The following is a 16,175-nucleotide window of genomic DNA, read 5'->3' as shown; positions in this document are numbered from 1 at the left end:
CAGATATACTTTTAGTGAGAGAACCAATGAATAAAATAACTTGCTTATCAAAAAAGCTCAAAGAAATTTTTAATGAAAAAGCAGAGAAAATCTCAATTACAACAAGGTTTATAAAAAGAAAGAGAAAGCTAAAAGGTTCATCATTCGTAAAAGCCATGGTCTTGGGTAATATAGGAGTTGATAATTGTAGCGTAGAAACAATGTGTCAATTACTAAACGAGGACTCGATAGATATAACAAAACAAGGTTTGGATTTTAGATTTACTGAAGAAGCAGTGGAATTTATGAAAAGGATGTATAATGAATCTGTGATTCTCTTTAAAAATATCTTGCAAGTTGATTGCAAAATCTTACAGCAATTTAATAGTGTTAAATTATTGGACAGTAGCTATATTACTCTACCTAACAGTATGGAAGAGATGTATAAAGGTTATGGTACTAGCTACAGTGGCTATGAAAGCAATACTAAGTCTGGAATAAAGTTACAATTAGTTTTCGACTACATGAATCAGATAATAGACCAACTTAATTTAACGGAGGGGGTAAGATCAGACCAGGGATATAGGAAACATTTAAGTAATATATTAAGCAATGATTTGCTAATATCTGATCTCGGTTATTTTGTGCCAAGTTCTTTTAAACAAATCAATGAAATAGGAGCTTATTTCATAAGTCGTTATAAATCCGATACCAACATATATGATGTAGAAACAAATCAAAAAATGGAGTTATTAGAATGTTTAGAGGATAAGTTATTTTTAGAAAACGAGGTATTGTTAGGAAAAGAAGCAAAAATTAGAGTAAGAATTATATGTCAGAAACTAACTGAAGAACAGTCTATGGCCAGAAGAAGGAAAGCTAATAGATTAGCAAGATCGCAGGGATATACATCCTCTAAAAGAAATCAAAAATTGTTGAACTGGTCAATATTTATAACTAATGTTCCAGAAAATAAAATTAGTGCTGAGCAAGTATTAACGATTTACAGAGTAAGGTGGCAAATTGAGTTATTATTTAAATTGTATAAAAGCCATATCAGGCTTGATAAGCTAAAAGGAAAGCCATGCAGAGTATTATGTGAACTATATGCTAAATTGTGCGCAATTCTTATATTTCACGGCATAGTTGGTTGCACAGAAGTGAAAAAGAATACAGAACTTAGCTTAACAAAGGCATTTATTGAGCTAAAAAGGCGGGTTAGAGAGTTATTTTTAGTATTAACCAAAATTAATAGTTTAAAAGCATTTCTTAAAAAACTCACTATAACTTGGTCGCGATTTTCATTAAAAGACAAACGTAGAAGGGCTAGAGTATCCACTTTAACCTCTCTAAATTTGCTCACAATCTCTTAACTTGACGCGTATGGTACGTTCTAGTAGCTCGTGATCCAATAAAGACCTGCCTCTGCTTGATAGAATACGAGTTTCCAATTTTTCTTTTCTCTCACTATTATTCATAAAAACCTCCAAGGTCAACATTATATACAAATTCAGCGCCAGCTTTCTGACGCAATAGTTCTCGAGGAATAACCCTTTTGAACTCTAAATTTGCAATGTTGTCCTTGTTGCTTTAAAAGCTGGAATACCATTTGCCATATGAATTTGTGCATTGACATTTACTGTGCTAATTCCCTGAAGCGCAACGGTATTTATATTTGCAATCATAATATATTATATAAAATTGTTAATATAATATATTAAAGAAGCGATGAAGTAAAGGCTACAGCAATTAAAGATGGCTTAACTTAGCAAAAAAGTGTAGTATTCTATCACTTTGCTGATTACAAATGTTTATAAGGATAATCACTTTTTTCTTACTATATTCAAGTACGGCTTTTTGTAGTGATTGTAATTTTAATTTACCATACTGTGGGCTCAGTTGTAATCTAGATCTGTCATATAGAAATTTAAGTAATATAAAAAAATTATTGAATAACGACGATAAGTTTGTTGCGCTTACGTTTGATGATGGACCGTCTAACAACAGAGTAAACGATATTATTAATGTTCTGGAAAGCTATGAAGCAAAAGCAACATTTTTTGTGCTTGGTGAACGTATAAATGAAAAAACGTCTGAAATAGTAAAGAAAATTCATGAATCAGGTCATGAGTTAGGCAATCACTCTTGGTCGCATAGGAAGTTGACATCACTTTCAAGTGAGGAACAATTGCAAGAATTGGAAAAGACAAATACAGCAATTAAAAATGCAATAAAACAAGATGTAAAATGGTTTCGTCCGCCATATGGATGTTATGACGATAATCTGATTGAAAATACTGATCAATTAAATATGTATTCAATATTATGGACAGTTGATTCCCTAGATTGGCAAGGTGATAAGCCAGAAACTTTAGTTGAAAGAGTTTTAAGTAATGTACATAATGGAGCAGTTATACTGTTTCATGATCACAATAACAGGTCAAACACAATTGAAGCTTTACCTCATATTATTAAAATACTAAAAAAATCAGGTTATAAGTTTGTGACCTTAAGTAAGTGGGAAAAAAGGGTTTGTAATACGGTAAAAGCCAGAAGTGTAACAATAAAAGAGGGGAAAAAAGTGTGTTTTGAAGGAATGTTATGTGGACAAAAAACAAAGTCTTTAACCGCAGAGCATTCATATTAGGTGGTATTCAGCTTACCATTTCTGCGGTTTTTAGTTGCAGGTTATATAATTTACAAATACGAAACAGACAAAAGTACGAAGCACTATCTAATAGTAATAGAATAAGAGTTGCTACTATTATGCCTAAGCGGGGCAAAATTTTAGATAGGAATAGCATTGAACTTGCGGTAAACAAAATTTCGTATGTTGTTTTGTTTGATGGTTCTGGTAAGGAAGTTGATTTGCAGACATTATCAGAAGTCGAGTCTAAAATAGCAAAATCGTCAGAAAAAATAACTGCTCTTTATAAACGTTATTACCCGTTTGGTTCAATGTGTTCTCATGTAATCGGATATACAAAAAGACAGCAAGGCATAAGCGAAGTAGGAATCAGCGGTATTGAATATACATATGATCATATATTGAAAGGCAAGTCAGGAAAATCTGAGCAGGAAATAAATTCTAAAAAACGCGTCATAAAAGAATTATCAAGCATACCACAACAAGACGGACAAGATGTACAACTGACAATTGATATTAATCTGCAAGAGAAAACCGCAGAGGTATTTAAAGATCACCAAGGCTCCGCAGTGGTAATTGATGTAAATAATGGAGAAATTTTAGCATTATATAATTCACCTTCTTACGATAATAATCTTTTTGCTAGCAGGCTATCAAATGAGACTTGGGAGAGCTTGAATGCTCCTTCATTGCCGCTCGTGAATCGTGCGTTATCATATCAAATTCCACCTGGTTCAATATTTAAAGTAATAGTTGCGCTTGCGGGTTTAAAAGACGGAATAATCACACCAGAAGAAAAATTCTCGTGTAAGGGCTATATGAAAATAGGTGAGCGGAAATTTCGTTGCCTGAAAAGCAAAGTCCATGGATATGTATCTTTAAATGAAGCAATGGCATTATCATGCAACACTTACTTTTATAATATAGGGAAAAAAATAAGTGTAGACTCTCTAGTAGAAATGGCCAGAAAATTTGGTATTGGAAGTGGGCCACTGATTGGAACGTTTAAAGAAGAAGCTCCAGGGTTGTTGCCAGATAGAGATTGGCGTACACGAAAGCTATATTCGCAGTGGTATTTAGGTGACACTATCAACTTAGTTATAGGACAAGGGTATATGCTTACAACACCACTACAGCTTGCAGTTCTTGCAGCGAGGATTGCAACAGGAAAAGAGGTAATTCCCCGCATTAAGATGAATGAAACGATACAAGATTTTCCCGATATTGATGTGGATTGTGAGCATCTTAGCATAGTTCGAAAAGCTATGTTTGATGTGGTGAATTCTAAAACTGGAACCTATAAGAAAGGGCTAAGCGGTATACAAATTGCTGGCAAAACCGGTACACCAGAAATAAACTCTAAGGGCGAAAGTCATAAGTTATTTATCGCCTATGGCCCTTACCATAACCCGCGCTATGCAATCTCTGTGTTTATAGAACACGGCAAAGCCCCACGCCAAGATGTTGCAATTGCTAATGAGATATTTCAGTATATGCTTGAAACTATGAGTATTAAACTTCTTGCATAACCATATAACAAACTTTTATTGGGAATAGAAACGAAAAAACTTACTTGACACCCTTCGCCAGCCCCCTTATCATGAAACTGAAGCTATTGTATTTGCTTTCGCCAATCTGCAGATTAAAAGGTAAGGATTACTTAATGTATCGGCGTCTTATGTTCAATTTTTTGCAGCATATAGATACTGTATGTCTTTACAAAACTTCATCTACATCTAGATTTTTATCTAAATAAGCTGAACGCGCTTATAAAGCGTTACAAGACATCAAAAAATGCCAATACTCGACAGAGATAGTAAAAGACTAGCTAACTCGGGGATTCTTTGTCTTTTTTTCTGCTTAGTAAATTTCTTAAACATTTGCAGCGTAAGTTAGTTGCAATTAAAAGCAGCTTAATCTTGCTTGTCAAGCGTTTAAAACATAAAAAACGCCAATATTTTAAAGCGGATAATAACCCCAGGGTTTCTTTTGCCTTTTTTTTCATTTGGTAAATTTCTTAATATTTATAGCTAAACAACAACCGTCATCCCTAAGTATCCCGCTGCTTGTTAGCGGGATCTCTTGTTAGCGCCGCGGTGGTATGACGTAGGATTGTTGTCATTCCGCTACTTGTTAGCGGCTGAGATACCGCAGCGGTATGACGGTTCGCGGCGGCATGACGGTTCGTGGCGGCATGAAGATAAGCTCGTCATCCCGCTGCTTGTTAGCGGGATCTATGTTAAGGTATAGTAGGGGATCTATGTTAAGAGATACCGCGAATGAATCGCGGTATGACGGTGTAATGATGGTTAAGTAATTCGTCATCCCGCTGCTTGTTAGCGCTTACTATTACCCACAAATAAAAACATAGTATTGTATTTACTCAAATAATTTAATTTTATTAACCTGAAAGCTTATTAGATTAAAATTATTAAACTAAGAGTTATAATTTTAGCAACTAAAAGCTGTAAATTGCACCATATAAACAGTTATTTCAAGCAAAAGTTATGCCATTAAGAGCTATGCAACAAACATTTATATTTGTGGGTAATAGTAAGTTGTTAGCGGGATCTAGAGATACCGCGACGTCTCACCTATAGCCTTCAGTGCTCCTTTTTTTGTCATCCCAGCGTCACGCGTTGGTTTCAACATTATATCATTAACTTTCTAAAATTCATTGAACTGTGCTTTCAAACGGTAGTGCCGGGGTGTGAGTATAACGATTATCAGTATATAAAAGTCATAGCAGATAGGCTGGAAGCGGCGAGCGCTGGTGAAGTGAAACGAATAATATTCAATATGCCTCCGCGCTCGATGAAGTCCATGTGCATAAGCGTTGCGTGGCCCGCATGGATACTGGGAAACCAACCAACTGCGAGAATAATAGTTGCAAGTTATTCTCAGCGGCTCAGCGAAAAGCACTCGCTCGACACCAGGTGCGTGATGCAGTCTAGTTGGTATAGAGCGCTATTTCCAGAGATAGAACTATCCAAAGACCAGAATACAAAATATAAATTTCAAACAGTGCAGAGAGGATACAGAATCGCAACATCAGTTGGTGGAACACTAACTGGTGAAGGTGGTGATTTTATCATTGTGGACGATCCGCTCAGTTCTGCTCAAGCTTTGAGTGAAACGCTTAGAAAGCGTGCCACAAACTGGTTTGATCAGACTTTAGTAACCAGGCTGAACGATAGAAAAAAAGGAGTCATCGTTCTTGTAATGCACAGGCTACACCAGGAGGACTTAACTGGACACCTTCTCTCCAAGCCAAAAAACATATGGCATCATATTTGTTTGCCAATGATTTCTGAAAATAAGCAGGTTATTTATTCAATCAAAAAGCCAATACCTCCCGTTCCTATCATCCGAGTAGCTCAGCACTGTGCGACCAGGCGATTATATAATAAACCAGCGTCACCTGTAAGGATATTATATTCAAGAGAAGAAGGTCAGTTGTTATATCCCCTCGATGGAGGAAAAGAAGAAGTTGAGATAATAAAAGCTGAACTTGGGAGTTACGCTTTTGCTGCTCAATATCAACAAAACCCTCTGCCGCTTTCAAGTGGTATAATTAAACCAGAGTGGTTGAAACGCTATAAAAAATTTCCTGATAATCTCTCGCATATAACACAAAGTTGGGATACTGCGGTTTCAACAAGTAACATGAGCAACTTTAGTGTCTGCATCACCTGGGCAAAAATAGATAATAAATTCTATTTACTCGACGTATATCGCGCAAAGCTTGAGTATCCAAAGCTTAAAGAACAGGTTTTGTCACTAGCTGCAAGATGGACGCCACACGCAATTTTAATCGAAGCAAAAACAAGTGGTCAACAATTGGTGCAAGAGCTAAAGACAAACAGTGATTTACCGATTATTGAAATAGTGCCACATGATGACAAGCTCACTCGATTTCATCAAATTGTTCCGATTATAGAGTCTGGCAAGGTTTTTCTGCCACATCAAGCAGTATGGCTGAACGATTTTGAGTATGAGATTTTAATGTTTCCTGAAACTCGACACGATGATCAAGTAGATAGTACCGTGCAATATCTCCAGTGGGTGAGAAACAGTACCTCCAGGGTTGCAGCTATACGAGCATTGTGATTTGAGTCTACCAGTACTGGGATGACAGCTAGGAGACAACCGTTATCCCGCTACTTATTAGCGGGATCTAGAGATACCGCGAATGAATCGCGGTATGACGGTTCGTGGTGGTATGACAGTTCGTGGCGGTATGACGGTTCGCGGCAGCATGACGATAAGCTCGTCATCCCGCTACGTGTTAGCGGGATCTATGCTAAAAGATACCACGGCGGTATGACGTAGAACTGCTGCTTGTTAGCTGATGAGATACCGCGAATGAATCGCGGTATGACGGTTCGCGGCGGCATGACAATAAGCTCGTCATTCCGCTACTCGTTAGCGGAATCTATGCTGAGATATCGCGGCGGTATGACGTAGGGAAACCTTTCTTGGGTTAGCTATATCAATAGCATTGCTTTAAAAAGAGTGCCCATATTTTCAGTCAACCTTAAGAATTCACTAAAGATCCTATTCTTTTGTTCATCACTTGCGCTTTTCATTAAAGCCTGGGTTCTTTCTTTTATGCCAAAAAGATATAAAAATTCCCTTTGAGTTAAAATCTCGCAATCTACGTGTTTTAATGAATCTTTTAATGCTTGAAAGTTTACAAGTGCGGTAATATCACTATTACCAACATTCTCAAGAAAATTAGCATACTTATGTTGTTTTATCGATTGCAAAGTGCTCTTATATGCGGGGTATACATAACCGTAATCTACAATCAAAGCAGCTCCTTTATTATTATATATCTTCTTCTCAAGTTTTTTTAATATTTCAACCCCAACTGAACATATTTCCACCACTGCACCATTAAAAAATTTTCCATTTGTCATCTGAGTAGCTGACACTGGAATCCATGATTCTTTTTTTCTGGATTCCAGTGTCACGCACTGGCATGACACCAAGAGACTGCCATCATCTTGTTTTGTCACCATATTTTCATACCACCCCTCATCATGATATACAAACTGATCTATCGGAAGAGCGTCAAAGAACTCATTTGCTAAAAAAATGGTTGGTTGTTCTGGTAGGTTGTCAATATTTTTGTGCCAATTAACATCTAAGCTTTTTAATTTTTCCTTTTGTATCTTCCGTAAAGTAGGGCTTATTTCAACTAAGTGGATCAACATTGAATTAAAAAAGCTGCTGTATTTTTTAGTGACTCTTATTATATCGTGAATGAGTGTTCCTTTGCCTGGCCCAAGTTCAACTAGAGAAAATTTTGATGGCTTTCCTAATTTTTCCCATGTATGCATTATCCAAACTGCAATTACTTCACCAAATAATTGGCTGATCTCAGGTGCGGTAGTAAAATCACCATCCTTACCAAGCGGTAATTTACTTGTATAATAGCCGTATTTTTCATGGTACAAAACGGCATTCATGAAATCACTGATGGATATTGATCCTTGACTTTTGTCAATTAATTCGTGTATATAAGTGAGCATGTTATTAATAAATGTTTAACTATAGCGTGCCATAATATAAAATAGTAGAGTATTTATATATATAGTATACACTTAAGTTTGTGAGTAATAGTGCTTCAGTTATGGACGACAAAAACACCGATTATGTTGCCCTTATAGTTCAAGATGATAGTATTGAATACAAATTTGAAGAAGCTGTCAATTTTATAGAAAACAAGGTTATAAATGCTGATGGGCTAACTTTAGCGGAAGTGTTTCAAGTGCTAGTTCAAATGCTAAATGGTGATCTAGAATTGGTAAAAAAAGTACTAGCATGTGCTAATATTATGGCAAAGCATGGAATGAAGGTAGCAAAAGAGTCGCAATTAAGCAGAGCTGATGTTCGCCGAGCTTTGGAAGGTAGAGAAAGTGTTGTCAATAGACAAGATTTTATAAAGAAACCACCTCTTCCACCTGCTATAAAATCGACCAAAAAGAAAAGTAGAGGTCTTTAGATGGCTGAATCTATAAAAAAATTTACTGTACAATGTGACTTCAAAGGGCAAAGTTCACCTTTTGCAATATATATAGGAAATCCAAAAAGTGATGCTCATCCAATTCATCATCAAGATTCCTGGCTTGTAAAAGAACGTGGAGGGAATATTCCTAATAAAGTAAAAGAAAGTCTACAAAAATTATATAAACTATCTCAAGAAAATGGAGTCTCTTTCTCAGAGTTATGCGCGTATGCCATTACTGTGGTTAGTAATAATGATAAAAAAAGTGACGACAAGGAGTAAGATAGTTTAATCCCTCAATATTTCATTTATAGAGATTTTCGATCTCGTCTTTTCATCCACTTTTTTTACTATGACTGCACAATAGGTTGAAATATTATTTTTAGATGGAATAGACCCTGGTACCACTACAGAATAAGGTGGCACTTCGCCGTAAAATACCTTGCTAGTTTCTCTATCAATAATCTTTGTTGATGCCCCAATAAACACGCCTATGCCAAGGACTGATCCCTCTCTCACTACCACACCCTCGGCCACTTCGCTACGTGCTCCAATAAAGCAATTATCTTCTATAATGACAGGTGAAGCTTGAATAGGCTCAAGAACTCCACCTATTCCCACTCCACCGGAAATATGACAGTTTTTTCCTATTTGCGCACAGCTACCAATCGTTGACCAGGTATCTATCATTGTTCCTGAATCAACATATGCACCAACGTTGATAAAACTTGGCATTAGAACAACATTTGTACCTATATAAGCAGATCGGCGAACAAAACACCCAGGAACTGCTCTAATTTTTAACCGGCGAAATTTCTCCTTATTCCATTCACTAAACTTGTTACCGATCTTATCAAACCAGCAATTGGTATTGTCTATTATTTTGCTTTCTTCAGTGAGAAAATGTAATAATATTGCTTGCTTTATCCACTTATGTACTACCCATTCTCCACTTGATAGCTTTTCTGCTACTCTAATTTTGCCACTATCAAGGAGCTCAATTACCTCTTTAATTGCTATTCTTGCTGTTTTCTTTAGATTACAGTCATTAAATTTTTCTCTATTTTTCCAAATATCTTTTATCTCACTCTGTGTTTTTTTTAGTTGCAAACCTTCCATTTGTTATATATATATTGATATTAAATTTGTAGCTCGTATCATTTGGGCTTGTTACTACTTATATGTAAGTGCTATGAAAATACAATGTAATAGTTGTACTAAAACTTACTTAGTATCTCCTAAGCAAATAGGTGCATCTGGAAGAAAGGTAAAATGTACGAACTGCAATCACATATGGCATGAATATCTAGAAGAAGTGTCAAACAAATCGCACTCTGCTAATATACAGGAAAAAAAAGTTAGTGGAAGGAATTTTTTACAAAATCTAGCATTTACCACTCTAGCTTTTGCAACAGCTACAGGGTTATGCGTCGTAATTGCTAACGGCATCTTTCCTAGAGAGATGAACAAAGCATACAAAACGATCAGTTTATACAAGGATTCAATAAGCTATAAATTAGGGTACAAAAAAGAACAAACAGAAAGTCCAAATGTAAAAAAACTTGCTGTAAATAAGTTTTATCAAGACTACCTTTTTTTATCTAATTTAAGATCTAGTTAAATAGGCATACCGATATCGGTCTCTAGCTACTCAGATGGTGCTTAGGGTGACAGAGTTTTAAAAATAAGTTATTTTTTAGCAAAAAAGGCAGCTCATGAGTATTAAAATTGCACCTTCTATACTTTCAGCAGATTTTGCAAAATTAGGGGAAGAAGTAAGAAAAATTAGCGATTTAGGTGTAGATTACATACACATAGACGTTATGGATGGGAATTTCGTTCCAAATATTACAATTGGTCCTAGCGTTGTTTCTGCAATACGTAAATATAGCAATCTTCCTTTTGATGTGCATTTAATGGTCAAATCTCCTGGTAACCACATTGAAAGCTTTATAAATGCTGGTGCTGATATTATCACTGTACATGCAGAAGCAGAGATACACCTTGAGAGGTTGATAAGAAAGATAAAGTCATACAAAAATGTAAACGACGAAAAAAAACCGATTCAAGTTGGAGTTTCAATTGTTCCTTCAACTTCCCCAAGTGTGCTTGAATATATAATACATGAGCTAGATATTGTGCTGATTATGACAGTCAACCCTGGCTTTGGAGGGCAGGAATTTATTCATTCACAGTTGAACAAGATATCTACTATAAAAAAAATGATACAGGAGCGTAATCTTAAAACACAAATTTCAGTAGATGGTGGAATTAACTTTTCTAACGCAGCTGATATAATAAAAGCAGGTGCTGATATTTTAGTTGCGGGATCGGCGATATTCAAGGCTGAAGATATTAAGAAGGCCGTAAACGATCTTAAAAATCTATTGTTGTGACCCTATATAGCTAAAGTGGCTTAGGTTTACCTACAATTTGAAAAACAACAAATGCGTCATTCCGCTACTCGTTAGCGGAATCTATGCTGAGATACCGCGGCGGTATGACGTAGAAAAACCTTTCTTGGGTTGTATCCGTTCAGCTAAGCGGTGTGAGAGATGATAGATAAGAGGTTTTGGAAAGCCCATTTGTTTCCATGTCAAGTATAATGAAATTATCCGTTCAAGTTCCCCGCTTCGATTGGGTAAAATATGAATTTTTGCGATAAACGACATAATGCCGTATTTGCCGTTCAGCATGGTTATTTGTCAGCGGAATATTTTCTGGGTCATCTAAAAATTTCCACATCATTCTTTCAGATTTCAAAATATTTTTTGCAACTCGAGAAGCTCCAATTGCTTCAGGTAAACGGCTTCAAGTAATACCTTGTACGTTTTCGCAATTTTCTGGCACGTCTGGTAAATCTAAAAACATCTATCTCATTTTTTAGCAAGGCCTTTTTTAGTGCAAATAATTCAGTGGCTACGTTTCTTAAGTAACAGCCCAGAACTTTAACTTCAACTATGTGCTAATCTTTCAAAATCTCTTGATAAATGTGCCCAACAGATTTGCCTGTTCTTATCGGCAAAGTAGTTGTATGCTGCGTACCTGTCGTAAGCTATTGCGATTGCAGAACTTACTATTTTGTAAAACCTTCATTCCTCTTGACTCTGTCAATTTTATAAAACTTGCTGTATTACTGGCAAACATCCAGCACCAACCAAGTTTACCTTTGTTATAATGGCTCGTTTCATCGATATGCAGAACTTCACTTTTACTTACTTCTTGCTCGATTTGCTCATATGCTTCTTGGCATTTTTCTGCAACTCTAGCCTCGCTATTTGACACGCTACCAACACTGATGTCCAGGTTGAAAATATTTTTTATAATATTTGCTACTTCTCTTTTCGAGTTCTTGTAAAATCCGCTCAGCGCCGCAATTGTTGACTTAACTTTTGGACCAAATGTATCCGCAGTAACACCTTCTGGTAGCCTGCTACTTTTTCTTTTTCCACACTTGCAACAGCGGCCATTGGTATTCCACAACATAAGCTGGCAAATCAACTTTTTGATGAATGTATGGCTCTTTCGATATCGCAATTTCTCCTCCGCACTCGCAAGAACTCTATTTTCACCACTTCATCTGCTTCCATTTTAGGGCGATACTTTCCTTCATGCCCAATCTGTGCCCCTATTTTCCTGTCACTTTTTTTCTTTTTCTTCTTTAGCTTGTATAACTCTTTTGAGCTCGTTATCGATGAATTTTGTGAATTCAGACCTAGTCTTTCTTTCAATTCAGCATTTTCGATTCTTAGCGCCTTATTCTCAGATCTAAAATTTTCGTTTTCTATCTCTAACCTCTTTATCTCTGCTTTTAGTTGCTCTATCTCTATTTTAAAGCTTTCACAGAGCTTGAGAAGACTAGCTAGTAGATCAGACATATTTACCACACATACTACTTGTGATATTATGTTTTTAGCACTCCTTGTCTACTTTTTATTTTACCGCTCCGCTGAACGGATACCTTTTTTTTACTGTTTGAGTATGTAAGGATTATGACGACCTATCCCAAACCTCAACTATATCCTCACTAAACTCTATTATCTTTGTTTTTTTTAACTGATAACAGTTGTTAATGAATTGAATCCCTAAATCTCCTACAAAAGGAGTGGCATCATTGCCTAAAATTTTACCACTGCGGCATATTATCAACCTGTCGATTAAATTACACTTTAATAGTTCTGTGATTAATACTCCTCCACCTTCAACTAATAATCTTGTTATACCAATTTCTGAAACAAGTTTTAATGCCATGTCCTTTAGGCAAACCTTACCTGCGTTGCTTGAATTAACTACTAAGTAGTTAATGTTTTTTATTTTTTTCTCTACTTCTTTATTTGTGATGACCCAAGTTATTACTTTGTCTGCAGTCTTTGCAATGTTATGCTCTTCCTTTAATCTCCCTTGACTATCTATAATTAGCCTTATTGGCGATCTACTTCCGAGTCCTGGTAATCTGCAAGTTAAGAGTGGATCATCATTAATAAGAGTATTGCTGCCAATCATAATTGCATCATATTTCGTTCTGAGCTCATGCACCCAGTTTCTCGTATTTTCACTTGTTATCCATTTGCTATCGCCTGTAAATGTTGCGATTTTTCCGTCAAGAGTTGTTGCGACTTTGCAAGCTATAAATGGTCTATGTAATTCTTTAGTGGTGAAAAAACCGACATTCAGTTCTTTTGCCTCTTTTTGCATAATACCTTGCTCAACTTCAATTCCTGCTTCTTTCAGAGCTTTCATGCCTCTGCCTGAAACTCTACTATCTGGGTCAATAGTTGCAATTACTACTCTTTTTATGCTAGCTTTTATGATTTTTGCAGTGCAAGGCCCCGTGACTCCGTGATGACAACATGGCTCAAGAGTGATATATATAGTTGCGCCATGAGTTGAATCTTTAGCGTTTTGCAAAGCGACTACCTCCGCATGCGGACGCCCACCAATCCCTGTGTATCCCTCACTAACAATTGTACCATCCTTTACAATAACACACCCGACAGCAGGATTTGATGCAACATTTCCAAGATTTTTTTCTGCAAGCCTTAATGCAATTGACATGAAATGATCATCAGTCATTAGAAAGAAGTCATTTCGTATGAGGTATCAAAAATTCTTCTGTGCTCGTGTATAGCAAATCTATCTGTCATACCTGAGATATAGTCACATATTATTACTGAACGCTGAGATTCACAAGCGAGTTTGCTCCACTCTGTGGGAAGTAATCCTGGGTTTTCATAAAAACATTGAAAGAGTTCCTGTATTATGCGTTTTGCTTTGTTCATCGTTCTACTCAGTTTATAGCTTCTGTATATTTTCTCCATGTTGAATCTTTTCATTTCTTTTGTAGCATTCGCAACTTCTGGTGAAAATGTGACTAGCATTTTATTTAGACTTCTTACGTCTTCTACGCTTTTTATTTTGTGATCTTCAATATTTCTTTCAGTCTGAGAAACAACATCACTTATCATAGTTCCTATAGTTCCACTCAGTGATTCATGTATGAGTTTGCTCTGAGGCAATTCTGAATATCTGCTCCTTATGTCTTTAAACATTTTTTCAATTAAAGGAACATTCAGCAAATCTTCGATGGTTACTAAATTCGCCCTGAGTGCATCATCAAGATCGTGAACACTGTAAGCAATATCATCGGCAATTGAAGCAACTTGCGCTTCAATGCTTGAAAATTCTTCAAGTTTTAGATCATATTTTTTGTTGTATTCTAATAACAGCTGATTACTTGTAGAAGACTCCGCGTTTTGACCAAGCAAGGGACCGTTATGTTTTGCAACTCCTTCAATCACCTCCCAACTTAGATTCATACCATCAAAATCAGCATGTTTTTGTTCAAGATAAGTTAAAATCCTTATAGCTTGAACATTATGATCAAACTCATACTTCTCGTTATCAAGATTCAAATCTTGAATTGATTTCTTTAGAGCATCTTCACCTGCATGACCAAATGGAGGATGACCAAGGTCATGTGCAAGCGCTATGCATTCAGTGATATCCTCATTTAAGCCAAGTCTACGCGCAATGGACCTTGCAATTTGTGCAACTTCAAGGCTATGAGTAAGCCGAGTGCGATAGTAGTCGTGCTCATAATTGATAAAAACTTGTGTTTTGTACTCCAATTTTCTAAACGCATTAGAGTGAATGATACGGTCCCTATCACGCTGAAAGCAGCTGCGATTCTCATCTTCTGGCTCTTTGAAGTATCTCCCTTTTGTTTTGCTTGGAAAACATGCATAATTTAATAGAAAATTATTGTTTGACATGTAAAATTTCTACTATAATAAGTTATCAATAATAAACGGTGGTTACTATGTCAACAAATTACAACATCAACTTAACTGATAATGCACTAAAAAAAATCCACTCTCTTGCAGAGCAGGAAGGAGATAAGAGTTCCGTTTTACGGGTTGCAGTTTCAGGCGGTGGATGTTCTGGCTTCAAATACAATTTTCTTATGGATCAAATGAATAAAAATCTATCTTTGGATGATGAAGATGATGATTACGATGATGAGTTTGATGACGAAGACGAAGATGATGATTATGAAGAAAGCGAGGACTATAGAAGCCATTCCAGTTTTAGCGAAAAAGGTAAAGATATAGTAATTAATGATGAAAATGGTAATCCTGTATTAATGGTTGATAATTGTTCAGCAAAATTTTTAAATAACTCAGTTATAGATTATACTGAGGATCTCAGTGGTTCTGGTTTTCAAATAAAGAATGCCTTTGCTAAGTCTCAATGTGGTTGTGGTAACAGTTTTTCGGTTTAATTATTACTAAAACTTAGATGCCTTCTGGATCTTTTAAACATGGGTGGTAATGTAGCACTAGAACTAACTTCCGTAGATAAAAGCTTCAAGAACAATTCTGCTGTTGTAAAGGATATCAACTTAAGTGTCACAAGAGGGCAAGTAGTAGCGCTGATTGGCGATTCAGGTGCAGGGAAAACAACTATATTGCAAATCGCAGGCTTGTTGGACAAGCCAACTTCAGGTATAGTTACGATAGGTGGAATAAATTGCACACAAGCCAGTAATAAGCATAAAACTCATGTAAGAAGAAATTTTCTTAGTTTTGTTTATCAATTTCACTATTTGTTACAAGAGTTATCGGTGTTGGAAAATATTATGCTTCCTCAACTCATTGCAGGAAAAAGCAAAGCTGAAGCAAAAAAAAATTCGCAAGCAATGTTGGAAAAATTTGGTCTGGAAAACAAAGCAAGTAGCATGGTATCTGAAGTTTCGGGTGGGGAAAGGCAGAGAGTTGCAATTGCAAGAAGCATTGTAAATTCTCCAAAGCTTTTACTTGCAGATGAGCCAACAGGAAATTTAGATCCAACAAATTCTTTTAACGTGTTTTTACTGCTACATTCATACGTAAAGGAAAATAACAGCTCTATGCTTATAGTAACACACAATCATCTCCTTGCAGAAAAGGCAGACTGCGTTTTCCAATTGAGAGATCGATCATTAGTGAAGTTGTGAATAGGAAAAATAGCACAATTTTTATGCCTTATACTTATCTA

16 protein-coding genes and 1 pseudogene are annotated in these 16,175 nt (G+C 36.1%); 10 read left to right on the top strand and 7 right to left on the bottom strand.

All coding sequences use genetic code 11. The annotated features are described in order from the left end of the window. Positions 1-26: 26 nt before the first annotated feature. On the top strand, positions 27-1,352 hold the full coding sequence (locus tag OPR50_RS07900) for an IS4 family transposase (protein WP_265023871.1): 1,326 nt from the start codon (positions 27-29) through the stop codon (positions 1,350-1,352). On the opposite strand, the gene OPR50_RS07895 is transcribed toward OPR50_RS07900, so the two are convergent. Both OPR50_RS07895 and OPR50_RS07890 read right to left on the bottom strand, forming a co-directional pair. After that, positions 1,329-1,457, bottom strand: coding sequence for a hypothetical protein (locus OPR50_RS07895; protein WP_264339480.1), 129 nt, complete (start codon positions 1,455-1,457; stop codon positions 1,329-1,331). The genes OPR50_RS07900 and OPR50_RS07895 overlap by 24 nt on opposite strands. 84 nt (positions 1,458-1,541) lie before the next feature. Next, positions 1,542-1,664: a hypothetical protein gene (locus tag OPR50_RS07890; protein WP_255317433.1), complete on the bottom strand. Its 123-nt coding sequence runs from the start codon at positions 1,662-1,664 to the stop codon at positions 1,542-1,544. Positions 1,665-1,786: 122 nt separating this feature from the next. Between OPR50_RS07890 and OPR50_RS07885 the strand changes: the two genes are divergently transcribed. The 3 genes from OPR50_RS07885 to terL all read left to right on the top strand — a co-directional run bounded on the left by OPR50_RS07885 (position 1,787) and on the right by terL (position 6,736). Then, entirely contained in the window at positions 1,787-2,626 is an 840-nt protein-coding gene (locus OPR50_RS07885) for a polysaccharide deacetylase family protein (protein ID WP_264339479.1), read from the top strand. Beyond that, entirely contained in the window at positions 2,581-4,155 is a 1,575-nt protein-coding gene (locus OPR50_RS07880; RefSeq protein ID WP_006280388.1) for a penicillin-binding transpeptidase domain-containing protein, read from the top strand. Before OPR50_RS07885 ends, OPR50_RS07880 begins: the two co-directional genes overlap by 46 nt. Positions 4,156-5,284: 1,129 nt before the next feature. Continuing rightward, a complete protein-coding gene (gene terL, locus OPR50_RS07875; protein WP_264339478.1) occupies positions 5,285-6,736 on the top strand; it encodes a phage terminase large subunit in 1,452 nt (483 codons plus the stop codon). Positions 6,737-7,113: 377 nt separating this feature from the next. Here terL and OPR50_RS07870 read toward each other — a convergent pair whose 3' ends face one another. Then, entirely contained in the window at positions 7,114-8,163 is a 1,050-nt protein-coding gene (locus tag OPR50_RS07870; RefSeq protein WP_264339477.1) for a class I SAM-dependent methyltransferase, read from the bottom strand. 101 nt (positions 8,164-8,264) lie between these two features. Here OPR50_RS07870 and OPR50_RS07865 point away from each other — a divergent pair, with 101 nt between their 5' ends. Together OPR50_RS07865 and OPR50_RS07860 are read left to right on the top strand one after the other, a co-directional pair. Beyond that, complete coding sequence (locus tag OPR50_RS07865) at positions 8,265-8,636, top strand: hypothetical protein (RefSeq protein ID WP_406830276.1); 372 nt, start codon at positions 8,265-8,267, stop codon at positions 8,634-8,636. Then, a complete protein-coding gene (locus OPR50_RS07860; RefSeq protein ID WP_010962783.1) occupies positions 8,637-8,921 on the top strand; it encodes a DUF2610 domain-containing protein in 285 nt (94 codons plus the stop codon). Positions 8,922-8,927: 6 nt separating this feature from the next. On the opposite strand, the gene dapD is transcribed toward OPR50_RS07860, so the two are convergent. Continuing rightward, the gene (dapD, locus tag OPR50_RS07855; protein ID WP_265024044.1) at positions 8,928-9,758 is read right to left on the bottom strand and encodes a 2,3,4,5-tetrahydropyridine-2,6-dicarboxylate N-succinyltransferase; all 831 of its coding nucleotides are present in this window, start codon (positions 9,756-9,758) and stop codon (positions 8,928-8,930) included. 73 nt (positions 9,759-9,831) lie between these two features. On the opposite strand from dapD, the gene OPR50_RS07850 reads away from it, so the two are divergent. Both OPR50_RS07850 and rpe read left to right on the top strand, forming a co-directional pair. Beyond that, positions 9,832-10,260, top strand: a complete 429-nt coding sequence (locus OPR50_RS07850; RefSeq protein ID WP_010962781.1) for a zinc-ribbon domain-containing protein — start codon at positions 9,832-9,834, stop codon at positions 10,258-10,260. Between the two features lie 94 nt (positions 10,261-10,354). Then, a complete protein-coding gene (gene rpe, locus OPR50_RS07845; protein ID WP_182309494.1) occupies positions 10,355-11,035 on the top strand; it encodes a ribulose-phosphate 3-epimerase in 681 nt (226 codons plus the stop codon). Between the two features lie 143 nt (positions 11,036-11,178). Here rpe and tnpC read toward each other — a convergent pair. The 3 genes and pseudogenes from tnpC to OPR50_RS07830 all read right to left on the bottom strand — a co-directional run bounded on the left by tnpC (position 11,179) and on the right by OPR50_RS07830 (position 14,911). Then, a pseudogene (gene tnpC, locus OPR50_RS07840) lies at positions 11,179-12,517 on the bottom strand (IS66 family transposase). Between the two features lie 112 nt (positions 12,518-12,629). Then, positions 12,630-13,712, bottom strand: a complete 1,083-nt coding sequence (gene ribD / locus OPR50_RS07835) for a bifunctional diaminohydroxyphosphoribosylaminopyrimidine deaminase/5-amino-6-(5-phosphoribosylamino)uracil reductase RibD (protein ID WP_265024043.1) — start codon at positions 13,710-13,712, stop codon at positions 12,630-12,632. Continuing rightward, complete coding sequence (locus tag OPR50_RS07830) at positions 13,712-14,911, bottom strand: deoxyguanosinetriphosphate triphosphohydrolase (protein WP_174515840.1); 1,200 nt, start codon at positions 14,909-14,911, stop codon at positions 13,712-13,714. The genes ribD and OPR50_RS07830 overlap by 1 nt, the downstream gene beginning before the upstream one ends. A gap of 47 nt (positions 14,912-14,958) precedes the next feature. On the opposite strand from OPR50_RS07830, the gene OPR50_RS07825 reads away from it, so the two are divergent. Together OPR50_RS07825 and OPR50_RS07820 are read left to right on the top strand one after the other, a co-directional pair. Further along, on the top strand, positions 14,959-15,420 hold the full coding sequence (locus OPR50_RS07825; protein WP_164224387.1) for a HesB/IscA family protein: 462 nt from the start codon (positions 14,959-14,961) through the stop codon (positions 15,418-15,420). Positions 15,421-15,459: 39 nt separating this feature from the next. Beyond that, positions 15,460-16,134, top strand: coding sequence for an ABC transporter ATP-binding protein (locus OPR50_RS07820; RefSeq protein WP_265024042.1), 675 nt, complete (start codon positions 15,460-15,462; stop codon positions 16,132-16,134). Positions 16,135-16,175: the final 41 nt, after the last annotated feature.

Origin of the sequence: Wolbachia endosymbiont (group A) of Epagoge grotiana (genome assembly GCF_947251775.1) — a bacterium.
Taxonomy (GTDB): domain Bacteria; phylum Pseudomonadota; class Alphaproteobacteria; order Rickettsiales; family Anaplasmataceae; genus Wolbachia; species Wolbachia pipientis.
The sequence above is the reverse complement of the archived record's forward strand: the minus strand, read 5'-3'. Positions and strand labels throughout refer to the sequence as shown.